The organism is Rhodobacter sp. P1_C2 (assembly GCF_056406375.1).
In genome coordinates this window covers 558,837-583,929 of record NZ_JBFUAG010000001.1, presented here as the reverse complement: position 1 = coordinate 583,929, position 25,093 = coordinate 558,837, and the positions used below count along the sequence as shown (strand labels likewise).

Here is a 25,093-nt window from a genome sequence, read left to right as displayed (position 1 = left end):
CCGTCTGGCGTCGTCTGCGTCTCGGTGAGGCGGTATTTAGGGAAACACCACAAAACCCGCAAGCGAAAAAAACACCCTTCATGACGATTTCTTGTCAGCCCCAACAAAACTTGAACTTTTTGAGCGCTTCGCCGCCAACCGACTCACCCGGCGAATCCACCCCAAACCCCACAACACCCCACGCAACCCAAAATCTGGGGATAACTCAAACGAATCCAGCAACTTCATGCGTGATTCGACCGCCGCAGATGGTCAGAGCGATTCCCAAGGCGGGCCAATCCCCCTGCCCCGCTCAGGGCATGACCTCGAACCGGTCGACGTCGACCATGCCATGATCGGTGATCTTCAGATGCGGGATGACCGGCAGGCAGAGGAAGGCCAGTTGCAGGAAGGGTTCTTCCAGCGTGACCCCCAAGGAGGCCGCCGCCGCCCGCAGCTTGACCAGCGAGGCCCGCACCTCCTCGAAACTGCCGAGGCTCATCAGGCCTGCGACCGGCAGCGGGATCTCGGCCAGCACCACGCCGTTTTCGACCACGACGAAGCCGCCCTCGATCTCGCCCAGCCGGTTGGCGGCCTGGGCCATGTCGTCATAATCCGCACCCACCACCGCGATGTTGTGGTGATCGTGGCAGACAGTGGAGGCGATGGCACCGCGTTCCAGCCCGAAGCCCTTCACGAAGCCGGTGGCGAGGTTGCCGTTGACGCCGTGCCGCTCCAGCACGGCGATCTTGACCAGGTCGCGGGCGATGTCGGGGCGCTTGTCGCCATCGACGGGCGGGATCTGATAGGTCAGGTGTTCGGTGATGATCTTGCCGGGAATGACACCGATGACCGAGGTTTCGACCCGGTTGCCGCCGGTGCGGAAGTGGTGACCCTCCACCCTCCGCGCCTTGACCGAATGGCGCGCCACCGGGGCAATCTCCTCTCGCGTGGCAAAGGCGGCTTCGTTGACCAGACGCCCGCCGGCCAGCACGGAATGCACATGGCACGCCTCCAGACTGTCGACCACGGCGATATCGGCGCGTTTGCCCGGGGCGATCAGGCCGCGGTCCTTCAGGCCGAAGGCCTCGGCCGCGGAAAGGCTGGCGGCGCGGTAGACGGCGAGCGGCGGCGCACCCAGCGCAATCGCGGTGCGGATGATATAGTCGAGATGGCCATGTTCGCCGATATCCAGGGGATTGCGGTCATCGGTGCAGAAACAGAGGTAAGGCGCCTGCCGTTCGGTCAGAAGGCCCACCAGCGCATGCAGGTCCTTCGACACCGAGCCTTCGCGGATCAGCACCCGCATCCCCTTGCGCAGCTTTTCCAGACCCTCGTCATAGCTCGTCGCCTCGTGTTCGGTCCTGATCCCCGCCGCGATATAGCCGTTGAGATCCTTGCCGCGCAGCAGGGGGGCGTGACCGTCGATATGGCGGCCCTCGAAGGCGGCGAGCTTGGCCATGCAGCCGGGGTCGCGGTTCAGGACACCGGGGTAGTTCATGAACTCGGCCAGGCCGATCACCTTGGGATGGTGCATCAAGGGCACGATATCGGCGGCCTCCAGAATGGCGCCGGTCGTCTCCATATGGGAGGAGGGCACGCAGGAGGAGAGGTTCACCCGCAGGTCCATCAAGAGCCGCGGCGCCGCATCGAGGAAATAGGTGATGCCGGGAATGCCGCAGACATTGGCGATCTCATGCGGGTCGCAGATCGCGGTGGTCACGCCATGCGGGGTGACGCAGCGGTCGAACTCGAACGGCGTCACCAGGCTGGATTCGATGTGCAGATGGGTGTCGATGAAGCCGGGGACGAGGATCTTGCCGCTGACATCCAGCACCTCGCGCCCCTCATAGCTGCCAAAGACGCCGACGATGGTATCGCCACAGATCGCCACATCGGTCTCGACCAGATCGCCGGTGATCAGATCCAGCACGCGGCCGCCTTTCAGGACCAGATCGGCAGGCACCTCTCCGCGCCCCTGAGCGATGCGGGCTTCCAGACGGGCTTGGGTCATGGCGGTCTCCTTTCCCGTATGGAAGCGCAGAAGCAAGGTCATGGCAAGGCGGAATGGGCTTGAAGCTGCCCCGGCGCGATGGTCAAATGAGGCATGCCAGATACCGTCGACAGACCGTTTTCGCGCCCGCTTCTGGGCATCATGTTGAAAGTCGGCTCGGTGCTGGTCTTCATCATCATGCAATCGCTGATCAAGGCCACGGCCGATCATGTCCCGCCCGGCGAGGTGGTGTTCTTCCGCTCGGCCTGGGCGATCCCGGTGATCGTGGTCTGGCTGGCGATGCAGGGGCAGCTGACCACCGGCTTTCGCGCCAAGCAGCCGCTGGGTCATATCTGGCGCGGGCTGATGGGGACGCTCGCGATGGGGCTTGGCTTCGCCGGGCTGGCCTATCTGCCGCTGCCCGAGGTGACGGCGATCAGCTATGCCTCGCCGCTGATGGTGGTGATCCTGGCGGCGATGTTCCTCGGCGAGGAGGTCCGCCTCTTCCGGATGACCGCCGTCGCCATCGGCCTGATCGGTGTGCTGATCGTGCTGAGCCCGCGCCTGTCGATCGGGGTCAGCGCCGGCTCGCGCGAGGCATTCGGGGCGATGGTCGTGCTTTTCTCGGCGGTCTTTGCCGCCCTGGCGCAGGTCTTCGTCCGCAAGCTGGTGCTGATCGAATCCACCACGGCCATCGTCTTCTACTTCTCGATGACGGCCACGCTGCTTTCGCTCGCGACGATCCCCTTCGGCTGGGTCTGGCCGACGCCGCTGGAATTTGCCCTGCTGGTCGCCTGTGGCATCCTGGGGGGTGTCGGACAGATCCTGCTGACCGCCAGCTACCGCGAGGCGGATGCCTCGCTGGTGGCGCCTTTCGACTATGCCTCGATGATCTTCTCGCTGGCGATCGGCTTCTTCATCTTCAGCGAGGTGCCGACCCTGACCATGCTGGGCGGCGGGGCGCTGGTGGTGGCGGCCGGCATCCTGATCATCTGGCGCGAAAGGCAATTGGGGCTGGAGCGGGCGCGCGGCCGGTCGGCCACGACGCCCCAGGGCTGATCAGGACCAGCGCACCGTCACATCGGCCGGACGCGAGCCCCGCGTCACGCGGCGGATGTTGGGCATGTCATTGCCGTCGATCCAGGCGCGGGCCGCTTCCGGCGTCTTGCCGTAAAAATCCCAGCGTTCCAGCAGGCGACGGTCAAGCTCGGCCTCGGGCACGTCGATCATCACGGTGAGGTCGAAGAAATCGGACAGTTCGGTCCAGGGCGCTTCGTCAAGCAGAAGGTAGTTGCCCTCGGTCACCAGGATCCGGTGATCCTTGGTCACAAGATCGGCCGAGCCGCGCGACAATTCGAGAGCGCGGTCGAAGACCGGGATCGCCACCTCATCCTCATCCACCAGACGCGACAGAAGGTGGCGGTAGCCGGCGACGTCGAAGGTCTCGGGCGCGCCTTTGCGCGCGCGCATGCCGCGGGCGTTCAGGATGGCGTCGTCGTAGTGAAACCCGTCCATCGGCACGACGCGGGCATCGGCGCCCAAAGCCTCGACCACCGCTTCGGCCAGGGTGGATTTGCCGGCGCCGGGCGGTCCGGCAAGGGCGGCGATGAACCGCCCCTGCACGTTTTCCGCCCGGCGGCGGATCTCTTCAGCCAGTTCGACCGGAGTCATGCCGCCTCGTCAAGATCGTCGGGCAGTTTCGCGCCGGTCATATAGGCCACCGCATCCGACATCGAATGCCGCTTGGGGTCGATCACGCAAAGCCGGCGGCCCAGACGGTGGACATGGACGCGGTCGCAGACTTCGAAGACATGCGGCATGTTGTGGCTGATCAGGATGATCGGAATGCCGCGCGAACGGACATCCTTGATCAGGTCCAGCACCCGGCGGCTTTCCTTGACGCCAAGCGCCGCGGTCGGCTCGTCCAGGATCACGACGCGCGAGCCGAAGGCCGCGGCCCGCGCCACCGCCACGCCCTGACGCTGGCCGCCCGAAAGCGTCTCCACCGCCTGGTCGATGTTCTGGATCGTCATCAGCCCCAGTTCCGACAGCTTTTCCCGGGCAAAGGCACGCATCCGGGTCCGGTCGGTCATCCGCAGCACATTGCCGAGGAAGCCCGGCTTGCGCCATTCGCGGCCAAGGAACATGTTGTCGGCGATCGACAGCGCCGGCGACATGGCGAGGTTCTGGTACACCGTCTCGATCCCTTCCGAACGGGCATCGTCCGGGCTGCGGAAATGGACGGCCTTGCCTTCCAGCTCGATCGTGCCGTGGTCGGGGGTCACGGCGCCCGAAAGCGCCTTGATCAGGGTGGATTTGCCCGCGCCATTGTCGCCGATCACGCCGAGGATCTCACCCGGGTAAAGATCGAAGTCCGCGCCGTTCATCGCCACCACGGTGCCGTAGCGTTTCATCAGGCCGCGTGCCTTGATGACGGGGGTCACGTCAGGATGAGTCACTTGGAAGCCCTCCGCAGATATTGATCCAAGGCCACGGCGATGATGACAAGGCAGCCGGTCGCAAAGGTCTGCCAGTAGCTGTCCACACCCGCCAGCGAGAGGCCGGTCACGAAAACGCCCACGATGATCGCCCCGAGGACCGAGCCGACGATCGAGCCGCGCCCGCCGAACAGCGAGGTGCCGCCGATCACCACGGCGGTGATGGAGTCGAGGTTGATCGTCTCAAAGCCGATCGGAGAGATCGAGCCAACCCGGCCCACCGCCACCCAGGAGGCAAAGCCACAGATCAGACCGGCCACGCCGTAGACCGAGATCAGGGTCTTGTCGACCGCGATCCCCGACAGCATCGCCGCATCGGGATCATCGCCAAGCGCATGGACATGGCGGCCCCAGGCGGTGCGGTTCAGGACGTACCACATCACGAAAGCCAGAACGACCAGCATGATCATCCCGAAGGTGATGGTGGCGGCCCCCACCTTCATCCTTTCGCCAAAGAACAGAAGCAGGTTCGCCTTGGCCTCGATGTCGACGTTGCGGATCGATTCCGAATGGGAATAGGCCAGCTTCAGCGCGCGGAAGATCGACAGCGTGCCGAGCGTCACGATGAAGGGCGGCAGCTTGACCTTGGCGACGAGAAAGCCGTTGAACAGGCCCATCGCCGTGCCGGCCGCGATGCCGATCAGGATGGCGATCGGGGCGGGAAGACCCCAGTTGACCGAGAGGTTGCCCATGATGAGCGAGGACAGCACCAGCATCTCACCGACCGAAAGGTCGATGCCCGCGGTCAGGATGACCACGGTCTGCGCCAGGGCCACAAAGCCGGTGACCGTCACCTGCTGCAGCACGGTGGTCAAGGCGCCCATGCCCAGGAAACGCGGGGCCACGACACCGAAGGCCAGAACGGAAATCACCAGGACCAGCGCCGGGATCATCGTCGGATTGTCGCGCAGGTAACCGCGCAGCTTGGCGATCGGCGTCTTGTCGTCCTTGTCGAACTGCGCAACCGTCTTGTCGGCCGCGTCCAGCTTGGCCTCGAAGTCGGAAATCGTTTTGGTTGGTGTGTCTGGACTGCTCATTGCTATGAAGCCCTTCCCTCGGTTCGGATCATCCGGGACTTCAGCGCCCGGTATGAAGAAGGGCGAGACTAGCCCCGCCCTTCAGTGAATTAAATCAGACCTGCTGTCCTAACTCAGCCCCAGCAGAGTTCGGTGCCCTTGGCCGAGTCGATCGACTCCACGCCGGCTGCGGGCTTGTCGGTGACAAGGTTCACACCGGTGTTGAAGAAGGTCAGACCTTCGGAAGCCTGCGGCTTGGTGCCGTCCTTGGCATAGGCCACGATGGCCTCGATGCCCTTGGACGCCATCAGCAGCGGGTATTGCTGCGAGGTGGCGCCGATGACGCCGGCCTTGACGTTGGCCACACCCGGGCAGCCGCCGTCGACCGAGACGATCAGAGCGGTCTTGCCTGCAGCTTTCAGCGCCTGGAAGGCACCTTCAGCAGCCGGCTCGTTGATCGTGTAGACGACGTTGATGTCCGGGTCCTTGGCGAGCAGGGTTTCCATCGCCTTCTGGCCGCCAGCCGGCGACGCTTCCGAGGATTCGTGGCCGATGACGCGGGCGTCCTTCTCGGACCCCATCACGGTCAGGTCCGGAACTTCGATGCCGAAGCCCTTGAGGAACCCGGTGTCGCGCGCCACGTCCACCGAGATGTTGTCCTTGTTGATGTCGAGCATCGCGATCTTGGCCGAGGCGGCAGCGTCGCCGAGCGTGGCCTTGGCCCATTCGCCGATCAGGATGCCGGCCTGGAAGTTGTCGGTCGCAAAGGTCATGTCCTGCGCATCCTTGTCCGCCAGGGGCGTGTCAAGCGCGATGACGAGGATGCCGGCAGCGCGGGCGTCCTTCAGGGCCGGGCCGACCGAGTCGTTCGAGGGCGTGATCAGGATACCCTTGGCGCCACCGGCGACGCAGTTTTCGATCGCGGTGATCTGCGGGCCGGCATCGCCGTCCTTTTCGCCGGCGTAAGCCTGGAAGTCCAGACCAGCGTCCTTGGCGGCCTTTTCAGCGCCTTCCTTCATCTTCACGAAGAAGGGGTTGGTGTTGTTCTTGGTGATCAGGCAGGCCAGATCGGCGGCAGATGCCGAACCTGCGATCAGGGCCAAGGCGGCGGCGCCCATGAAGGCGGCTGCTTTGAACTTCATTGGTAGTCCTCCCAAGGATCGGGGGATGTTTCCCCCATTTGCAATCTCACCCGCCAGCTCGGACCCTCCCAAAGTCTGGCGATGGGGCGGAGAAAACATGATTCCCGGCCCTGCGTCAAGATAAATAAATCACTGTGATTTATTATTGACAGCGCGCTTTCTTCCGGTCCAGTGTCACGCAATCCCGCGGGTCGGCGGGTTCTCTCATATTCCTGCGGTGCGACGATGCTGATCGGTATTCCTGCAATTCTTGGCCCGGAGCTGTTGTTCACGCTGCGCTCTATGGGGCATGGCGACGAGATCGCCCTGGTCGACGCCAACTACCCGGCGCAGGAACATGCCCGGCGTCTGGTGCGGGCGGATGGCCATGGCATGATGGCGCTGCTGGAGGCGATTCTGGCGGTGATGCCGCTCGACCGTGCCGTGCCGCAGGCGATTCTGCGGGCCTCGCTGAACAACGACCCGGCGCAGGCCGGGGAATTTCACCTCGGCTTTGACGCGGCCTGTGCACGGTTGGCCCCGGGCTATTCGGTGACGCCGCTGCACGGATCGGACCTCTATCCACGCATTCGGGCGGCGCATACCATCGTGGCGACCTCTGAAACCGCGTTCTTTGCCAATGTGATTCTGCGCAAGGGCGTGATCGGGGCAGACGGCCGCCCGGTCTGATCCGGGTGGACTCAAGCGGTGACGGGGCGATGCTAGTTCCACAGGAGACCTTCAGCGAGAAGACCACAGCCGAGGTTGCTGCCCCCCGCGGCACCAACCAGTCCGGCATGCGCGCCTATAACGAAAGGCTGGTCCTGTCGCTGGTGCGCCAGCACGGCGCGCTGGCCAAGTCCGACATCGCCCGGATGACCGGACTATCGGCGCAGACCGTCTCGGTGATCATGCGGGCGCTGGAACAGGACGGGCTTTTGCTGCGCGGCGAGCCGATCCGCGGCAAGATCGGCCAGCCCTCGGTACCGATGTCGCTGATGGCGGAAGGGGCCTTCTTTCTGGGGCTGAAGATCGGGCGACGCTCGACCGATCTGGTGCTGGTCGATTTCCTGGGCCAGGTCCGCAGCACGCATCGCAGGGTCTACCGCTATCCCACCCCCGACGCCGTGGTGGGCTTTGTGACCGAGGCCCTGCCCGGCCTTCTGAACCAGCTGACCGACCAGCAGCGCGAAAGGATCAGCGGCCTTGGCGTCGCGATGCCCTTCCAGCTGTGGAGCTGGGTTCAGGCCCTGCATGCCCCGCAGGAAGAGATGGACAACTGGCGCGACCGCGACATCCAGGCCGAGCTCGCCGCGATCACCGGCCTGCCGGTCTATGTGCAGAACGACGGCACCTCGGCCTGCGGGGCAGAGCTGGTCTTCGGCACCGGCGACCGGCCCAAGGATTTCCTCTATTTCTACTTCGGCACCTTCATCGGCGGCGGGCTGGTCCTGAACGGCCAGCTGTTCCTGGGCCGGACCGGCAATGCCGCAGGCGTGGGGCCGATGCCGGTGCCCGGGCCGGATGGCAAGATGCGCAGGCTCTTCGATGCCGCCTCGATGGCGGTTCTGGCCACGATGATGGAGGAAGCGGGCGAAAGCTCGGACCATCTGTGGGAAAGCCCGGACCGCTGGAATGTGTCCGAGCGGCTGTTGCGCCGCTGGGTCGATGTCGCGGCAGAGGGGCTGGCCGGGGCGATCCTGTCGGCCGCGGCCCTGCTGGAGCTGGAGGCCGTGCTGATCGACGGCTGGATGCCCACCTCGGTGCGCGCCCTCGTGACGCGGCGCACCCAGCAAGCCCTGCTGCGGCTGGACATGTCCGGCGTGGCGATGCCCCAGATCCGCGAGGGCACGGTGGGCGCGCAGGCCCGCTCGCTGGGCGCGGCGGCGATCCCCCTCAGCCAGCGCTACCTGATCGACCAGAACGCCGCCGCCCGCGGCGCGTGAAACGGCAAAAGGCCTAATGCACCACGGCGGGGCGCGGGCTGACCGGTTCGGGCCGCAGGATGAAATCCGAGGCCTTCTCGCCGATCATGATGGTGGCCGCATTGGTATTGCCGCTGATCAGCGTCGGCATGATCGAGGCATCCGCCACCCGCAGCCCCTGCACTCCATGCACCCGCAGCCGGTCATCGACCACCGCCATCGCATCCGACCCCATCTTGCAGGTGCCCGAGGGGTGATAGATCGTCTCGACATTGGCGCGCAGATATTCGTCGATCTCGGCATCGCTGCGCAGCCCGGCGCCGGGCGCAAATTCGCTGCCGCGATAGGGATCGAAGGCCTTCTGCGCCACGATCTCGCGCCCGATCCTGATGCCCTCGCGGCAGACCCTGATGTCATCCGGGTCCGAGAAGTAGTTGGGCTGGATCTCGGGATGCTGGCCCGGGTCGGTCGAGCGGATCTTCAGCCAGCCCCGGCTTCTGGGGCGCGAGAGGTTGAGATAGGGGGTGAAGCCATGCTCGGGGATGATCTCGCGGCCATGATCGCGGTACATGATCATCTCGAAATGGAACTGGATGTCGGGGGCCACCACATCGGGGCGGGATTTCACGAAGGCCAGCGCCTCGATCCCGTGATAGGCGCCCGGCCCGCCCCTGTCCCACATGTAGCGGCCAAGGGCGAGCGCCGCGCGAAGCGGTCTGACATAGGGCAGAAGCGTGATCGGCTGGGTGCAGCGGGTCTGCACGCCAACCGCCAGATGGTCCTGCAGGTTCTGCCCGACACCGGGCAGGGCCGCCTCGACCTTGATGCCCAGCGATTGCAGATGATCGGGCGCGCCGATGCCCGACAGCTGCAACAGCTGCGGCGAGTTGATCGCGCCGCCCGACAGGATGACCTCGCGGTCGGCAAGAAGCCGGGTGACGCGCCCGTCCTTGAGATAGTCGACGCCGATCGCCCTGCCGTTCTCGATGACGATCTTGGTCGCCAGCGCCCGGGTCAGGATCGTCAGGTTGGGCCGATCCTTGACCGGGTGCAGATAGGCGAAGGCGGTGCTGGACCGCGTGCCATCGGCGCCATTGGTCTTCAACGTGCTGTCACAGGGGCCGAAACCCTCCAGATTGCCGCGGTTGAAATCGTCGCGGTAGGGGTAACCGAGCGCCTGGCCCGCCGCGATGAAGGCCTTCGACAGCGGATGGCGGATGCCATAGCGGCTGGTGTACAGCGGCCCGCCCGTGCCGTGGCAGGGATCGCTCTCGCCATTCCAGTTCTCTGCCCGCAAAAACTGCGGCAGACAGTCCTCGAAGCTCCAGCCCCGGTTGCCAAGCTGCGCCCAATGGTCGTAATCGGTGGCGCTGCCGCGGATATAGACCATCGCATTGACGCAACTGCAGCCCCCCAGCACCTTGGCGCGCGGCCAGAACAGGCTGCGGCCGGCCAGATGCTCTTGCGGGGCGGTGTGATAGCCCCAGTCGACCTGGCCGCTTTTCATCAGCTGGAAATAGCCGGCGGGCATGTGGATGAAGGGGCTCTTGTCCCAGCCACCGGCCTCCAGCAAGGTGACCTGCACCGCAGGGTCCGCCGACAACCGGTTCGCCAGCACGCAACCCGCTGATCCGCCGCCCACCACGATGTAATCGGTCATCCGTCGCCCTCCGCCCCCGGTGCAAACCTTCCAGGGCCCACCCCGCACTCTGTGCAACCCGGCCCCGGATGTCCATGCCGTGCACGCGCCGCCCATCCGCGACATTTGCGTTGCAAGGGCTGGGGATAGGCATTCATACTGCGCCCCGATTGTGACAGGTGAAGGCGTGGAATGAAGATCGAGTTTCTGATTGCAGGCAGCCCGAATGACGCATTTTATTCGCAGGTCGGGATGTTCAGACTGGCCCTCGATGCCCTGGGCGACCGTTACCGCCGCGCCCGGGTCGTCTTGTGTCTCGTCGCGGAAGAAGGTCCCACGCCCCTGCCCGACCGCTGGGCACCGTGGTTCGACCGGATCGAGATCCACTGGGCCGACCCGAAATATGCCTTCCGCCTCGATCACGGCAATGCGCTCTTCGGTCTGACCGATCTGACGGCGGATGTCTCGATCATCTGTGACGCCGACACGATGTTCCTGCGCCCCCTGCCCGAGGATTTCCTGACCGGCATGTTGGAAGCGCCGGCCATCTGCGGCGTGATTGCGCATTACCCGACGCCGACCCATAACTTTGACACATTTCCCGGGCCCGCCACGGCGCGGGAAATGTGGGAGCGGATGGGCGAGGCGATTGGCACCCCGATCCCCCTGAGCGCCCCCTATGCGCTGGCGCGCGACAAGGAACTGGGGCCATCCTTCTATGTAAACGCCGCCTTCGTCGCCGCACCGCCCGATCTTCTGCGCAGGCTTGGCGAAGAGCAGAGCGCGGTGCGCGAGGCGCAGGGAACCGTGCTGAGCAACCAATATGACGATCAGATCGCCGTGGCGCTGGCCGTGGTGAAAGCCGGGCTGCCGCACAGGCTATTGCCGCTGCGCTTCAACTTTCCCAACGACAGGGATGCCGAGGAACTTTACCCCGAGGAGATGGCGCAGATCATCATGATCCACTACCTGCGCCGCGATGCCTTTGACCGGCACGAGATCTTTGCCAGCGCCAAGGCCTTCGACGATTTCCTGGCCCTGCCGCTGGCGGGCAGCAATGCCGTCTTTCAAGAGGCCGTCCGCAAGCTGACCGCGGGCCGCTATCCCTTCGCCGCCTGATCTGTGGCAGAAGATGCACCGGTCCTTGCAGACCGCAAACGGACTCTACGCCGTTTCTGGCTTCCAGATCAGACCGTCCCAGGTTGCAAGAGCGTCGATCCGCGGTCGAAGCGGCCTTTGCCAAGCCGCCTCGACCGTGCCAACACACCCGTTCAGGGTTACTCAGAACGAACCCTCGCTGTCATTCAGCAGTTCAAGAGCCGCGAGCTTTTTCTGGGTATAGTCCTTCAGATCGAAATTATCGTCCGGCCGACGCGCCATGAAGCGCTCGGTCATAAACGAGAAGACGACATCCGGCTTCACGGCCTCGCACAGGGAATAGTCAATATTCGCTGACCAGACAAAGATCGTGCGGGCAAAAGTCTCGGCCATCAATGCTGTCAACAGATGATCGCGATACTCGCTGAACGAGTCCCCGAAGATGATGATCGTTTCCTTGTTCGGGGCCGAGTCGTTTTTGAACTCGACATAGGAGCCGACATGAAGCGACCCTTCCCCTTCGGCCTTGTGCGCTCTCTTGTAGCGAACCAGACCGTCATCGCTGACCAGCTCGGAGTCCTGACGGAAATTGGCGAAATGGGTCTTTTCTCGCGGCTGATCGGGGAGTTTCGACCCCAGATCAAAGACAAGATTCCCCTCGTGCTTCGGCCTTGAAATGAGCTCGTTCCGAAGTTCAAAGCCGAGAAATGAATTGATCAACTGATAGGCGACGAAGGCGCCCACATAGTTCCAGTGGCTGTCGGTCTGCAGATACAGTTTTTCCGGTCCATCGAGTGATTTCACATATGTGATCAAGTCCACGATATTTCCGCGGATGCTGGATGGTGCCGTCGCGTTGAATTTGATCCCCCGGCTTCTGGTCAGATCAATTGGCCAATGAAGCTTGGATCCAAGAACCGTCATCTTTTCCGGAATCATGACATGGTAGTATCGAGACCCCATGTCCTTCAGCCGTTGCGCGCGGCGGGCAATGATATTGTGCCAATCGGTGCAGACAGCCTGCTGTGTCGCGTCATCCTCCAGATACATTTCCAGCACATTATTCGATCCGGACGCGAGAAAGAGCCAGCCATCCTCACCGACCCCGACCTCGGCCACGAGCGAACCCACAGGCTGATTGAATGAAATCGTCGCATCGGGCGCAACCGGACGACGTACATTCGCGACCCGACAACAGCGGTAATAGTCGTCTCCCAACTCTTCAAGCAGGGCAAAGTAGTTCTTCTGAGAAATCTCTTCGCCGCCGCGCCGGTGAACATACCGCTCTTCGGTAAAATCCACACCTTCCGGCGCGGTGAGATCGAGAAATTCGAAAACCTGTTTCACGACAACAGGTCCGTGTTTCCGAAGGTCATCGTTGTTGATGAGCAGAACATTCTCGCGGCCGAAAAGATCGACGAATTTCTGAATCTTCTTTTCATACAGTGAAAAGCCGATGGCCATGCCCCGCAGCCGCTCACGCCCCTTTGCATTCTCATCAAGGGGCCAGTTTCGCGAGACCAGATCGTCGAATGTCATACCCTGAAGCAAGGGCAGGCGATTGATCTTCTGCATGTGTCCGAATTGGGAAATCGCTCGATCGATCGGGTTCCTGATCATGATAATGATCTTGGCGTTCGGCGAGAATTTCTTGATGCGCTCCGCAGTGGGAACATCCATGCACATGTCAAAATAGGACGGACTGGCATCCAGGTAGAACTTGCTCCTGCCGGCGTTTTCAAACTTCTTCGTGTACCACGCCTCTGAATTATTGTTATAGAACACGGAAAAATAGTGGACTTCCTTTTCAGTCCCGACCGAGACCTCTGGGTGCGCGCTCAGAAAATCATAAAGAATGGTTGTTCCGCACTTCATCGAACCGACAATGAACAGGTTCGGGCGATTTTCCTTAACTGCGGGTCTTTTCCGGACCATCGTTTAGTTTCCTTCCAGATGCTTGCGGCATTCTTCATAGTTGATCTTTTGCATTTCGATTGTGCTGGGGGACAACGAAACGCGCGATGCGATGAGATTGTGCATGGTGTCGATTTCCGACAGGTGCTTGTCGACCTTCAACGCATGGGTGACGCTGATCCGGTGCCTGCGGTGCGTGTTCAGCGCATCGGGGAGATAGCTGACACGGCTGCCGGCGCGGGCGCAGATTTCGGCGTAGAGCCGCCAGTCGCCCGCCACGCTGTAGGTGTAAAGCTCGTCACCCACCGCGTCGAAAGCGTCCAGCAGGGTCTCGCGGTGGAAGATCACCCCGGAGACGTTCAGGATGACGTTCTTGATCGCCAGGAAGCGGGCGAGGAACTCCGGCCCGTCCATGTCGAAGGGCTTGTCGAAGGCGCCCGGTTCGATCTGGTTGATATAGGGCTTGTAGCTGTCGCCCAGACGTTCGCTGTTCTCGTCGATCTGGTTGCTGTCGGTGAAGCCCAGCACGCTGCCGGCCAGTTGCATCTGCTCGATCAGCCGCGAGACGAAGGTCGGGTCGGCCAGATCATCCGCCTCGCCGATCCAGACATATTCGCCTTGGGCCAGTTCCACCCCCTTGCGCCATTGCGGGAAGGGAGAGCCGCTGTTCTTCAGGTTGACATGCAGGTCGATCACCCGCCCTGCCGCGCTGGCCGTGCGCTTGATCTCTGCCAGGCTGTTGTCGGGCGAGGCATCGTCCAGGACCACGACCTCGCGCAGCGGATAGTTCTGCTCGAAGACCGTGCGCAGGCGGGCGCCGATATAGGCCTCGTATTTGTAGTTCGGCACCACGGCCGAAACGGTCGGCGTGTTCGGCAACAGGCGCTGGACAAGACCGTAAGCATAGGCGGCGAAGTTGTACTTCTCGGCGATCTCGGCCTGACGGGCCTTGGCGGCGCGGCGGCTGCGCTGGTTGAGCATGGTCAGAATGGAATCGGTCACGGCGCCGGGATCGCTGCTTTGCAACAGGACGCCATGTTTGCGGATCAGCGTGTCACAGCCGCCGCAGCCTTCGTGCCCGATGACGGGAAGGCCGGAGGCCAGCGCCTCCAGCACGACCGAGGGGAAAGGGTCCTCGCGCGAAGCCAGGTAGAAGGCGTTCGACGCCGCAAAGAAGCGGGCGATGTCATCCCGGTGGCCAAGGATGCGGACCCGGTCGCCAAAGCCCGAGGCATCGATTTCCGGCTGGAACCAGTTGATCGTCTCGCCCGCCGGCGCGCCGACCCAGAGGAAGGCGATGTCGTCGTAATTCGCGCAGAGGCTCAGGCCGGCCGAGACGAAACGGTCGATCCCCTTGCGCAGATCGGCATAGCCGACGCCCAGCACGATCTTGGTTTCCGGGGCGAGGCCCAGTTCGGCGCGCAGGCCATTGTCGCCTTGGGCAATCTCCAGAACGCTGGTGTTGTAAAGGCCTTGAGGGAAGACCTCTGCCACATGTTCCACCCCGCCGGTGAAGGAGATGAAGCCATCCCTCACGACCTCGGCCGGGAAGACGACATGGTCCGACATGGCGGCGATCTTCTTCGCGGGCTCCTGAAGATTGTAGCTTTTCAGCAGGTTGGGAAGCTCGTGGATCAGCGAGACGACGGTGAAGCCGGCCGCTTTCAGATCGGGCAGGAAACGCCCCGACGGCGTGGTGTTGGTGATGGCAAGCGTATAGCCGTCCGCGGCCAGATCCTCGAAGATCGCGGCGCTGTCGCGTGCGCCCGGCTTGCAGACCTCGACATGGCCGATTTCACGGTAGCGCGGCAGCAAGGGACCATCGTCGCCCAGAACATAGCAGACCGAAACGCCGAAGCGCGACACCAGGGTCTTGCCGAGGTTCAGCGCCAGCGTCTGCGCGCCGTTGATATGCGCATCATGGCCAACGATCACGACATTGACCTTGTGATTGGCCGAGGTCTCAGAAGCGTTGTGGACCGCGCGGGAAAGCGCGTTCAGATAGGCCGCGCCATAGTGGACATCGGGTTCAAGAACCGCACCTTCCGCCCATTCGTTCCAGGCGTTCACGCACATGATGGGCTCGCCATGCACCGGATTGGCCTGGGCATAGGACAGCATGGATTCGCACCAGTCGGCGAATTTGTCCGGGGTCGAACCGTGGATGATCATGCCGCGGCCCGGGCGGCGTGCCTCGTTGTCCCATGTCGGCGTGACGGTGCGGATCAGGGGGAATTCCGTGCGCGTCTCGCCGGTCGAACGCTCGGTCATGTCGTCGTAGCTGATGATATGGCCGGCGTAATCGGGATCGAGCAGGTCGATCTTGCCGTTCAGCGGCGGCAGGTCCTGGCAGATCTTGTGCGGCGGGAATTCGATGGCCCCGTCGAGATCATATTTGCGCGGATCGAGGTCGCCAAAGCCCTGCGCCATCAGGATCAGCGGATCAAGGCCATGCCGGGTCCGCATCAGGGCGCGCCAGGCCTTGATCTTCTCCCTCGCCTCCGGAATCTCACCGGGGCGATAGATGAAGAACAGCGGGCGTGACCCGATCCGGATATAGCGACGGTCCTTCATGTGGCGCGCCAGGTCGTCGATGAAGGGAACATCGTCCTCTTCCCGGTAATTCTGCCCGAGGATGATCTGTTGTGCCGAGCCGTCCCAGGTCCGCGTCCAGTTTTCGTTCGCCCACATCAGGCAGAAGGGGAAATCAAGGCTCGGATCGGCCAGCAACCGCTCCATCGGGGTTTCCAGCACGCGCTTGCCGTCGAACCAGTAGTGATAGAAGCAGAAGCCGAACAGCCCGGCGGCCTTGGCCATCTCGATCTGACGGCGCATCGCGTCGCCTTCGGACAGGTCATAGCAGCCAAGATCCCGCGGGATGCGCGGCTGGATATGGCCCATGAAGCGCGGCAGGGCGCGCGGCAGATTGCGCCATTCGGTGAAGCCATCGCCCCAGTTCTTGTTGTTCACATCCACCGCGTGGAACTGCGGCAGGTAATAGGCCAACACCTTGGCCCGCTTGCGGCGGCCGACGCCGATGGTCGGGTCGAACTCTTCGAAGTCGGGGCCCGGGGCCACGGCGAGCGTATGGGCGTCGTAGACATTGCCGGTCTGCTTGCCGAGTTTCGGCAGAGCGCGGCCCTCGGCATGGCCTGCGGCGCAGTAATGGGTGAAAGGGTTCATCCCGGCGGCGGCGACATCGCGGTGCATGGACAGGTAGTGCCAGGTCGAGAACCACGGCGCCGGATCGCGCCCCTGCTGCCAGCCCTCCTGCAGGTAATGCGAGGCGGGGTCTGCGGGCCGGTCCTCGGGGGTGAAACCTGCGAGGTAGAAATCCTTCTCGAAAAGGGAATCGATCAGCCAGGCATCGGGATGGCGCGCGACTTTCGGCCCAGGAATATCCTCGGGCGCGGGCTTCCACCGGGCGTGGATCACATTGCCGGTCGGATCGCGCAATTCGATGCTGGTGCCGGGGTCCCGCATGATCTCGGGCGTCAGGTTGATCGGTTGCGGCTCGGGGCCGACCCACAAAAGCCGCGTGGCACGCCCGTTCACATGCAGGGAATGCTGCGAATATTCATCCGCCCTCGCCTCGAGCACGGCCCCGGCCTTGACGATCCGCGCGCCGTGGTTCTCTTGCGCGATCAGCAGGAACTCCTGGCCATCCACCACCAGCCGCACATCGCCGGTCGAGGGGGTGATCGGGATTTCCAGGTTGGGGACGGTCTGGGGTTCCAGATGGTCCGAGGTCATCACGATGGAGGAGGCGTCGGCCTCGCTGGTGTTGACCAGATAGGGGCGCGTGCACAGCATGACGCAGGGCTGTTCGGTGTCGAAACGCCGGCGCCAGAAGCACATGAAGACCTGAACGATGCGAGTGCCACCTGTCTCGGGGATGCGGACCCGGATCTTCTGGTAGTCGCCCAGTTCGGCATTGCCGGAGAATTTGGTGTCGAGCTTGATCCAGGTCTCCTTGCCCAGATCGGGGTCGAGCGAATCCTGCCATTTGATCATCAGATCCACATTGGCGCGGTGCACCGCCGCCCCCATGCAGAGCTGCACATCGCCGATGGCGGAATCGAGTTCGATCGGATCGGTCAGCTCCATCCGGATCGCATCGCTGTTGGGCGCGACGAGCAGTTGCAGCGTCGACTGGCCCGGACAGGACCATTGATCCCCGCTCACCAGCTTGCGGCTGATTTCGCCATCCAGCGCCATCCTGAAGCCCAGGGTCATCGGCAGCACGGCCTTGTCGGACCGGGCCGCGGCGTTGTGAATCATGTCGTCGAGGAGGATCGCAAAGTCTTGTCTCTTGTCGCGCGGCGTAATCAGCACACGGCCCGACTGGACCATCAGGAAGCTCACCTTTTCAAGAAGATGGGTCTTGGGGTTGAACGCTGAATCTTCCATGGGGCGGGTATCCTTCAAAGAACTTATATTGGTGTGGCTCAAACGGTCTCTTTCCATCACCTTGGCAGCGATGGCCTTTTCCGCCTGCGCGACGGCGCGCGCCTCGTCCGCAGAGAGCTGTTTGAGGAATTCGTTCATCTGTTCTGTGGCTTGCGTGGAATCGTAGCCGCGTGAGCGCGGATGATGGATCGATTCCGTCAGATCGCGCACCACCGGCAGGCCCTGCGCCTTGCAAAAGCCGATGGCTGCCCAATCGATGCCCCAACCGAGGTTGTTCTGCTCGAATTCGAGGCGGCCAAGCCGGTCCAGCACCTTCGGATGCAGACCCAGCACGATGGCATCGGTCTGGTTGACCTCGATCAGCCCGCCCAGCTGCGGGCCGCTGGTCACCAGGCCATTGGGAAAGGCTGAATTGTCGATGACCGGGGACCAGACCCCGACATCCGGACGGCTGGCGCAGACCTCCTTGTAGCGGGTGACCAGACGGCCCCAATCGGCCGAGGTGGCATCGGCCTGGATCAGCAGCAGGGCATGACCCGGCGGCACCGCCCGCAGCAGCGCGCGGAATTTGCGGCCGAAATAATGGGCCTGGGGCGTTTCCACCCAGGTCCCGGCGCCGGTTTCCGCAACCCCCGCGGCGTTGGAGTAGATGACGACAAGGTTTTCGGCCCCGGCGGGGATTGCCTCGGCAATTGCGGCGGCTGCGTCATGCATGCCATCCCAAGAGACGATACCCACCGTGAGACCGGTAATTTCTTCCATGATCAGTTCGCACTGCCCTTGTCTTGCGCCAAAGTCAGAAGGTGCTTGCCATATTCGTTCTTGGCCAGAGGCTTGGCGAGTTGCAGCAGCTCTTCGGGCGTGATCCAGCCGTTCTGGAAGGCCACTTCATCCGGGCTTCCCACCAGCATGCCCTGGCGGATCTGCAGCGTGCGCACGAAGTTGCTGGCGTCGAGCAGGCTGCTGTGCGTTCCAGTGTCGAACCAGGCATAGCCGCGGCCCATGGTCGTGACCTTGAGCGTGTTCTCCCTGAGGTAGCTTTCCAGAAGATCCACGATCTCGACCTCGCCCCGCGCCGAGGGTTTGATGGCGCGGGCCCGTGTCGGCGCGGTGCCATCCACGAAATAGAGCCCGGTCACCGCGTAATTCGACGGCGGCTTTGCCGGCTTTTCGATGATTTCGGTCACATGGCCTTCGGCGTCATAGGCCACGACGCCATAGCGTTCCGGGTCGGCGACACGGTAGCCGAAGATCGTGGCGCCCGTGGTGGCGCTGCCCGCCTCGATCAGGAACTCCGGCAGGCCGTGGCCGAAGAAGATGTTGTCGCCCAAAACCAGAACCGAGGGCGCGCCATCCAGAAACTCCTCCGCGAGGATGAAAGCCTGGGCCAGCCCGTCCGGAGAGGGCTGCGCGATATAGGTGAAGGACAGGCCCCACTGCTTGCCGTCGCCCAGCACGCGCTTGAACTGGTCCTGATCATGCGGCGTCGTGATGATCGCGATCTCGCGGATGCCCGAAAGCATCAGCACGCTCAGCGGATAGTAGATCATCGGCTTGTCGTAGATCGGCATCAGCTGCTTGGACACGCCGAGCGTCACCGGGTAAAGCCGGGTCCCCGACCCACCGGCCAGAATAATTCCCTTACGTTGAGTCACTTGACTGCTCCCAAATCAATTAAAGCTTCGGCAACTGCGGCCTTCCAATCCGGTCGCGCCAGATCAAAGCTGGACAGGCTGTCACAATTCATGCGGCTGTTGGCCGGGCGCCGCGCCGGGGTCGGATAGGCGGAGGTCGGGATATCCTCGATCTCGCAAGCCAGTCCGGCCTTCGTCATGATCTCGCGCGCGAAGTCCGCCCAGCTGACATCCGGCGCGCCCGAGAAATGGTAGGTTCCGGTCTTTTCGGGCGCCTTGGTCAGGGTCTCGGCAATCTGCAGGCAGGCCGCCGCGATGGCGCGCGCCGGGGTCGGGCCGCCGATCTGGTCGGCCACCACGGTCAGTTTCGGGCGGCTGGACCCCAGTCGCAGCATGGTCTTCAGGAAATTGTTGCCATGCGCCGAAAAGACCCAGCTGGTGCGCAGGATCGCATGGGGCCCGCCCGCCGCGCGCACCCCCTCTTCGCCTTTCAACTTGCTGCGGCCATAGGCGCCCAGCGGCGCGGTCGGGCCGCCGGGCGCGAAAGGCGTCGTGCCCTCGCCGTCAAAGACATAATCGGTGGAGATATGCACGAAGGGAATGCCCAGGGCGGCGCAAGCCTCGGCCATCGCGGTCGGCGTGTCGCCATTCACCACGGTCGCAGCCGCCTCGTCGGATTCGGCCTTGTCCACCGCCGTATAGGCGGCCGCATTGATGACAGCCCGCGGCGCATGACTGCGGATCACCGCGGCGCAGGCGGCCGGGTCCATCAGATCGGCCGCATCCCGCCCGAGAAAGACCGCATCGGGGGCAAGGCGGGCCAATTCCGTTGCGACCTGACCGGTCTTTCCGAAGACCAGCACAGCGGTGCTCATGCCAGAGGATGTCATTGGATCTCCCGATAGGTCGAAAAGTCTGTGTCTGGTCTGCGGCGGAACTGCCGGAACTCGTCAAAACGCTACACCGTAACATACCTTCGACAGGCCCACGCAGGGCTTTCCAACAGGCGCCGCGCGGAACAGTCAGGATCGTGTCGAAGCTCCGTCAGAGCGTCACGGCGGGGAAAGTCAGGCCACTTGCAAATGCACTCAACCGATTGAAAGAACGGCATTGTGGGTCACGTCTTGCCGCCCTTTCCCTTCAACCCGCCACGCCCAGGCGTTGCCCCACACCCTGGCGGGCCTGAAGCGGGCGCCACCAAGCCTCGTTGTCCAGATACCATTGGACCGTGCGCCGCAGCCCCTCTTCGACCGTGACCGAGGGCCGCCAGCCCAGTTCGGTGCGGATCCGCGTCGGGTCGATGGCATAGCGCAGGTCATGGCCCGGACGGTCCGTGACGAAGGTGATCTGTTCGGCATAGGGCCGCGCGGCGGGTTTCAGCTCGTCCAGGATGGCGCAGAGCATCTTGACCAGTTCGATATTCGTGGCCTCGTTCTCGCCGCCGATGTTGTAGGACCGACCGAGCGCGCCCTTCTCCAGCACCAGAAGCAGGGCCTCGGCATGGTCCTCGACGAATAGCCAGTCGCGCACATTCTCGCCCCTGCCGTAAACCGGGATCGGCTTGCCGGCCAAAGCGTTCAGGATCGCAACCGGGATCAGCTTTTCGGGGAAGTGGTAGGGGCCGTAGTTGTTCGAGCAATTGGTCAGCACGACGGGCAGGCCATAGGTCTCGTGCCAGGCGCGCACCAGAAAATCGCTGGCGGCCTTGCTGGCAGAATAGGGGCTGCGCGGGTCGTAGGGCGTGTCCTCGGTGAATTTGCCGGTGGTGCCCAGGCTGCCGAAAACCTCGTCGGTGGAGATATGGTGGAAGCGGAAAGCCTCCGGCCGACCCTGCGCCTGCCAATAGCCACGCGCCGCCTGCAGCATGTTGAAGGTGCCGTTGACATTGGTCTCGATGAAAGCGCCCGGACCGTCGATCGAACGGTCGACGTGGCTTTCGGCGGCCAGATGCATCACGGCATCGGGCTTGTGCTGGTCGAAGACACGGATCAGTTCCGGCAGGTCGCGGATGTTGACCTGCTCGAAGGCATAGCGCGGGCTGTCGGAGACGCTGGCCACGTTGTCCAGACAGGCGGCATAGGTCAGGCAATCGACGTTGACGATCTCATGACCCGCGGCCATCGCTCGGCGGACCACGGCGGAACCAATGAAGCCAGCCCCTCCGGTTACGAGAATTTTCATGATTTCTCCTAGATGTAGGGTGAAGACCATTCACCAAACTGCGGTGCCGCGGCGTCCTTCGCCGAAAGCACGGCAGCCGTGGTGTCGATCCCCCACTCAATCCCTACCGAGGCGAAATGGACAGCGCCGTCGCACTCCGGGAAATAATAATCCGTGCATTTGTACACGATCTCCGTGTCGTCTTCCAAAGTAACAAATCCATGAAGAAAACCCGGCGGAACCCAGAGTTGGTCACCATTTTCATAGCTCAACACCTTGGCCACCCATTTCCCGTAGTGGGGCGAGGAGACGCGCGCATCGACGGCGACATCCAGCAGGCTGCCGCGCCCGCAGCGGACGAGCTTGCCCTGCGCATGGGGCGGCGCCTGGTAATGCAGGCCGCGCACCGTGCCCTTGGTCGCGCTGAAGGAGTGGTTGTCCTGCACGAATTCCGGCAGTTCCACCCCGGCTTGCGTGAGCGTCCGCAGGTTCCAGGTTTCGGCGAAGAACCCCCGTGCATCCCCAAATCGGCGCGGCGAGAGAAGCAGGACACCAGGGAGGGATGTTTCTGTGATTTTCATCTGAACTCGGAAGCTATTGTTTTCATCATTTGGTCAAAAGGAACGCATTTCCCCTCAACTTGCAATCTGTAGCTGCATGGACGGGCGCATCATGTCAAGGGCGCGCCCCCCGCTGCCCTGCCCCTCGACAAGACCCGAAATCGGCCATTTTGGCGAGCGCAACCGCATGGTTTTCCGGGCGGAACCGGCTTTTCTGGCCCCACCCTGACCCCGCAGAACACCCCGGTTCGGCGCGCGGTTTTCCGCCACAGGGGCGACCGGCTGCTCCGACCTCTGCCCCGCGGCGGAAGGCAGTGCCGCGTTAAGACCTGCGTTCAAAATGAGGCGAGCGGCGGCCGGAAGGACGGGCGCCGCGCCCTTTGCGCCGTCGCCAAAACCCTGAAATCATTCGTTCACCTACGATAAATTCCATCCCTGCACCCCGCTGAAACTCAGGTCCGACGGAGGCGACGCCGGATTCGGGCCGCAATCCGCCCGCACCGCGAGGAGGTTTTCCGCGGCCACTCCCCGATTGTTTCCTGGATCGCACCACTCGAATGTTTCGTGAACAGCGGCGCAGCCCGCGCCATCGGCAGATGGCCGGCATCCTCGATGAGGCGTCCTCACGCGGTGCAAGACGGGCCGCCATTTGCCCCCTGACCGAGGCTTTGGGCGGCACAAGGACGCCGAATGAGAGGTTGCTTTCGGGAGGCGAAGGGAAATGTCATTCTCCGCCGCCGCCAACGCGCTTAGCTTAATTTTTAGGCGGCTCGCAAAGACCGGCCGCCGGGTTCGGCCGACTCGGATGCCATGCAAGGCCCCCCGCACAACACGGTTCCGCCGGGCAGGTCCGTCCAAACCGGCCATGCCCGATGCGCGCCGATTCAGCGATGCGCCGCGAAAAGTCGCTTGCACCCCCCTGTCGCATCACCCAATCTGCCGCGACATTTGCCCAGCACGCCCTTCGTCCTGTAGACGGGAGGCGAACTTTGGGTCTTTTGCGATAGAATTGATGTACATGAGACAGCTTACTCTGGTCCTCGGCGTCCACCGCTCTGGCACTTCCTTGCTGACCGCGGGTCTGGTTGCTGCCGGCCTGAACCCGGGCGACTTTTCCGACACGCGCGACACGCATAACCCCGAAGGCTATTTCGAACACCCCGAGGTCCGGGATTTCAACGATCGCTTGCTGGCCCATCTTGGGGCGTCCTGGGACAATTGGGGCTTTCACGCGCCGTCCGCCAATCTTGACGGGGCCGATTTCGCACCCTGGCGGGCCGAGGCCGTGGCCCTGCTGCATCGCCTGTTCGATGGCCCGGGCCCCTTTGTCCTGAAAGACCCGCGGATCATGACGCTCTGGCCGTTTTGGCAGGCTGTCGTGCCCGAGGCCGGCTTCGCCCTCAGCGCGGTCCTGATCCTGCGCGACCCTCTCGAGGTGGCCGAAAGCCAAAGACAGCGGGCGATGCGCCAGCCCGAGGCCTTCCCCCTGCTGTCGCAGGCTGAACCGATGGCGGCGCTGTGGACCGTCACCATGCAGGGTTTCCTGCAGACCCTGGCGATCGACGCCCTGCCCCTGCTGACCCATGCCGATCTGCGGGCTGATCCCGCAGGCGCGCTCGCCTGGGTTCTGGCGCGGCTGAAGCGCCCGGCGCGCACCGCCAAGCTGAAAGCCTTCGCCAGGCAGCATTTCCGGCCCGAGCTTTACCGCGCCCAGGTCCGGGGCCGCCCGACCGGCGGCTGGGCGCGCGAGGCCGCTGCCCTTTACACCGCGCTGCTGAAAGGCGGCACGCCAAGGCTTCTCACCAAGGACGAGGCGCAGACCGCCGCCTCCGCCCGCCGCCTGACCGGGATGCTGCGCACACTGCCCGCCGTCAACATGATGGTCCACACCATGCAGGCCAGCCGGCAGCGCGAGCAGGTGGTTCAGGGTCTGGCGCCCTTGAACCAGCTGGCCTGGGGTCTTGACGTGCCCCTGTTGTGCGCGATCCACCCGCCTTTCCTCGTCGCCCTGCGTGACAACGTTGCTGGCACGATCAAAGAAGGCATGATCAATCCAGCCGTCTTCGTTGCCCTGTCGCGCATCGAAGAAAGTCTCGCCCAATGGGATGAGGCGGAGGCCTGGCTCGAGCGGTTTGCCAGCACGCATCCGGGGCATCCGCTGCCCGGCCAGATGATCGCCGGGCTGAACCAAAGGCGTGCCAGCGCCGCGCAGGTCGTCGAGGCGCCGAAGGCCGCAATCGAGCCTGCAACGGCGAAGCGGCCGCGCAGGAAACCGGCGGCAGCCGCCGTCACCAAGGCGGTCCCGCGTCGTTGACCCTCCGGCATCGGCGGCGCGGCCGATCGGGGTGGCTGCGGAAAACTTCCGCTCACGGAGGGGCGGAAGACAAGATCAGGGCGATTTGGTTTTTGACGGCGCCGCTCAACTTAAAAGCGAAGATTTGCCGCCCGCTCAATTAACGCGCGCAAATCGCGGGCGGTCAGAAGTATTTTCCGTAAATCCGGTAATCATCGGCGTAGAAATCCTGCAGCCGATGGATTTGTTGCTCCGACAGATCCGAACGCTTGATGTCCTTGGACCCGCGCTGCGCATGTTCAAGCTCGTAAGCCGTCCCCGTCCGCTCGCCCAGCCATTTGACCAGCTCGGCCAGTTCGCGTTGCGCGTAGATCTTGTCGAAATAATCGGCGTCATGTCCGATGAACATGGTCAGCGGGTCGGTGTGATGCCGGATGGATTCATCGGCGGCCCGGTATCTTTCCAAATTGTCGATAAAGGTCGACAGGTCGGGCCGGGGCATCAGATCGGCACCGCCGCCGCCAAACTTGATCCGCGCTGCGGAGAGCTCGTTATGATGCAACACACGGTTGCTATAGGCAGAAATCATCCGGTCGATCGGGTCGCGCACAACCGTCAGGCGAAAGTTGTCGGGCCGTTCCATCTTTTTGGAGCGTTCGAAGGGCAGGCTGACGTAAAAGCTGTGGACATGTTTCTCGACACCGTTCACACGAAACGCGCGGAAATCGAAGCCATTTTCAATCTTGAACGCCAGAAGCTTCAAGGAGGTGCAGGCGCATTTCGGAACCGGATAGTAGCTGAATTTATATTGCCCATTAAACACAGACATTACGAAGAACTCCATCCTTTGACG

The 25,093-nt window shown here is 63.3% G+C and carries 18 protein-coding genes; 5 read left to right on the top strand and 13 right to left on the bottom strand.

Features of this window, described 5'->3' with window-relative positions:
• Positions 1-292 precede the first annotated feature (292 nt).
• Entirely contained in the window at positions 293-1,993 is a 1,701-nt protein-coding gene (gene ade, locus AC1DZT_RS02810) for an adenine deaminase (protein ID WP_478005068.1), read from the bottom strand.
• 93 nt (positions 1,994-2,086) lie between these two features.
• Between ade and AC1DZT_RS02805 the strand changes: the two genes are divergently transcribed.
• Positions 2,087-3,031, top strand: coding sequence for a DMT family transporter (locus AC1DZT_RS02805; RefSeq protein WP_478005067.1), 945 nt, complete (start codon positions 2,087-2,089; stop codon positions 3,029-3,031).
• On the opposite strand, the gene AC1DZT_RS02800 is transcribed toward AC1DZT_RS02805, so the two are convergent.
• The 4 genes from AC1DZT_RS02800 to AC1DZT_RS02785 form a co-directional block, all read right to left on the bottom strand.
• Positions 3,032-3,643, bottom strand: a complete 612-nt coding sequence (locus AC1DZT_RS02800; protein WP_478005066.1) for a nucleoside triphosphate hydrolase — start codon at positions 3,641-3,643, stop codon at positions 3,032-3,034.
• Positions 3,640-4,386, bottom strand: a complete 747-nt coding sequence (locus AC1DZT_RS02795; RefSeq protein WP_478005082.1) for an ATP-binding cassette domain-containing protein — start codon at positions 4,384-4,386, stop codon at positions 3,640-3,642. Before AC1DZT_RS02795 ends, AC1DZT_RS02800 begins: the two co-directional genes overlap by 4 nt.
• A 41-nt stretch (positions 4,387-4,427) precedes the next feature.
• Complete coding sequence (locus AC1DZT_RS02790; protein ID WP_478005065.1) at positions 4,428-5,507, bottom strand: ABC transporter permease; 1,080 nt, start codon at positions 5,505-5,507, stop codon at positions 4,428-4,430.
• Between the two features lie 113 nt (positions 5,508-5,620).
• Entirely contained in the window at positions 5,621-6,628 is a 1,008-nt protein-coding gene (locus AC1DZT_RS02785) for a substrate-binding domain-containing protein (protein WP_478005064.1), read from the bottom strand.
• A gap of 225 nt (positions 6,629-6,853) precedes the next feature.
• Here AC1DZT_RS02785 and AC1DZT_RS02780 point away from each other — a divergent pair, with 225 nt between their 5' ends.
• Both AC1DZT_RS02780 and AC1DZT_RS02775 read left to right on the top strand, forming a co-directional pair.
• Positions 6,854-7,297, top strand: coding sequence for an RbsD/FucU family protein (locus AC1DZT_RS02780; protein WP_478005063.1), 444 nt, complete (start codon positions 6,854-6,856; stop codon positions 7,295-7,297).
• Between the two features lie 29 nt (positions 7,298-7,326).
• Complete coding sequence (locus AC1DZT_RS02775; RefSeq protein WP_478005062.1) at positions 7,327-8,553, top strand: ROK family transcriptional regulator; 1,227 nt, start codon at positions 7,327-7,329, stop codon at positions 8,551-8,553.
• Between the two features lie 13 nt (positions 8,554-8,566).
• Here the strand turns inward: AC1DZT_RS02775 and AC1DZT_RS02770 are convergent, their stop codons facing one another.
• Positions 8,567-10,192 (bottom strand): GMC family oxidoreductase, encoded by a 1,626-nt coding sequence (locus tag AC1DZT_RS02770; protein WP_478005061.1) that lies wholly within the window; start codon positions 10,190-10,192, stop codon positions 8,567-8,569.
• A gap of 231 nt (positions 10,193-10,423) precedes the next feature.
• Here AC1DZT_RS02770 and AC1DZT_RS02765 point away from each other — a divergent pair, with 231 nt between their 5' ends.
• A complete protein-coding gene (locus AC1DZT_RS02765) occupies positions 10,424-11,290 on the top strand; it encodes a hypothetical protein (RefSeq protein WP_478005060.1) in 867 nt (288 codons plus the stop codon).
• A gap of 162 nt (positions 11,291-11,452) precedes the next feature.
• On the opposite strand, the gene AC1DZT_RS02760 is transcribed toward AC1DZT_RS02765, so the two are convergent.
• From AC1DZT_RS02760 to rfbC, 6 genes are all read right to left on the bottom strand, one after another.
• A complete protein-coding gene (locus tag AC1DZT_RS02760) occupies positions 11,453-13,204 on the bottom strand; it encodes a sulfotransferase domain-containing protein (RefSeq protein WP_478005059.1) in 1,752 nt (583 codons plus the stop codon).
• Between the two features lie 3 nt (positions 13,205-13,207).
• On the bottom strand, positions 13,208-18,355 hold the full coding sequence (locus AC1DZT_RS02755; protein WP_478005058.1) for a glycoside hydrolase family 99-like domain-containing protein: 5,148 nt from the start codon (positions 18,353-18,355) through the stop codon (positions 13,208-13,210).
• A 2-nt stretch (positions 18,356-18,357) separates the two neighbouring features.
• Positions 18,358-19,248 carry a glucose-1-phosphate thymidylyltransferase RfbA gene (gene rfbA, locus AC1DZT_RS02750; RefSeq protein ID WP_478005057.1) on the bottom strand — a complete coding sequence of 297 codons (891 nt, stop codon included), beginning with the start codon at positions 19,246-19,248 and terminating at the stop codon, positions 18,358-18,360.
• Complete coding sequence (gene rfbD / locus AC1DZT_RS02745) at positions 19,245-20,117, bottom strand: dTDP-4-dehydrorhamnose reductase (protein ID WP_478005056.1); 873 nt, start codon at positions 20,115-20,117, stop codon at positions 19,245-19,247. Before rfbD ends, rfbA begins: the two co-directional genes overlap by 4 nt.
• Before the next feature lie 250 nt (positions 20,118-20,367).
• Positions 20,368-21,408 (bottom strand): dTDP-glucose 4,6-dehydratase, encoded by a 1,041-nt coding sequence (rfbB, locus tag AC1DZT_RS02740; RefSeq protein WP_478005055.1) that lies wholly within the window; start codon positions 21,406-21,408, stop codon positions 20,368-20,370.
• Positions 21,409-21,416: 8 nt separating this feature from the next.
• The gene (gene rfbC / locus AC1DZT_RS02735; RefSeq protein ID WP_478005054.1) at positions 21,417-21,968 is read right to left on the bottom strand and encodes a dTDP-4-dehydrorhamnose 3,5-epimerase; all 552 of its coding nucleotides are present in this window, start codon (positions 21,966-21,968) and stop codon (positions 21,417-21,419) included.
• Positions 21,969-22,965: 997 nt separating this feature from the next.
• Between rfbC and AC1DZT_RS02730 the strand changes: the two genes are divergently transcribed.
• Positions 22,966-24,261 (top strand): sulfotransferase family protein, encoded by a 1,296-nt coding sequence (locus AC1DZT_RS02730; RefSeq protein ID WP_478005053.1) that lies wholly within the window; start codon positions 22,966-22,968, stop codon positions 24,259-24,261.
• A gap of 163 nt (positions 24,262-24,424) precedes the next feature.
• Here AC1DZT_RS02730 and AC1DZT_RS02725 read toward each other — a convergent pair whose 3' ends face one another.
• Positions 24,425-25,084 carry a sulfotransferase family 2 domain-containing protein gene (locus tag AC1DZT_RS02725; RefSeq protein ID WP_478005052.1) on the bottom strand — a complete coding sequence of 220 codons (660 nt, stop codon included), beginning with the start codon at positions 25,082-25,084 and terminating at the stop codon, positions 24,425-24,427.
• Positions 25,085-25,093 lie beyond the last annotated feature (9 nt).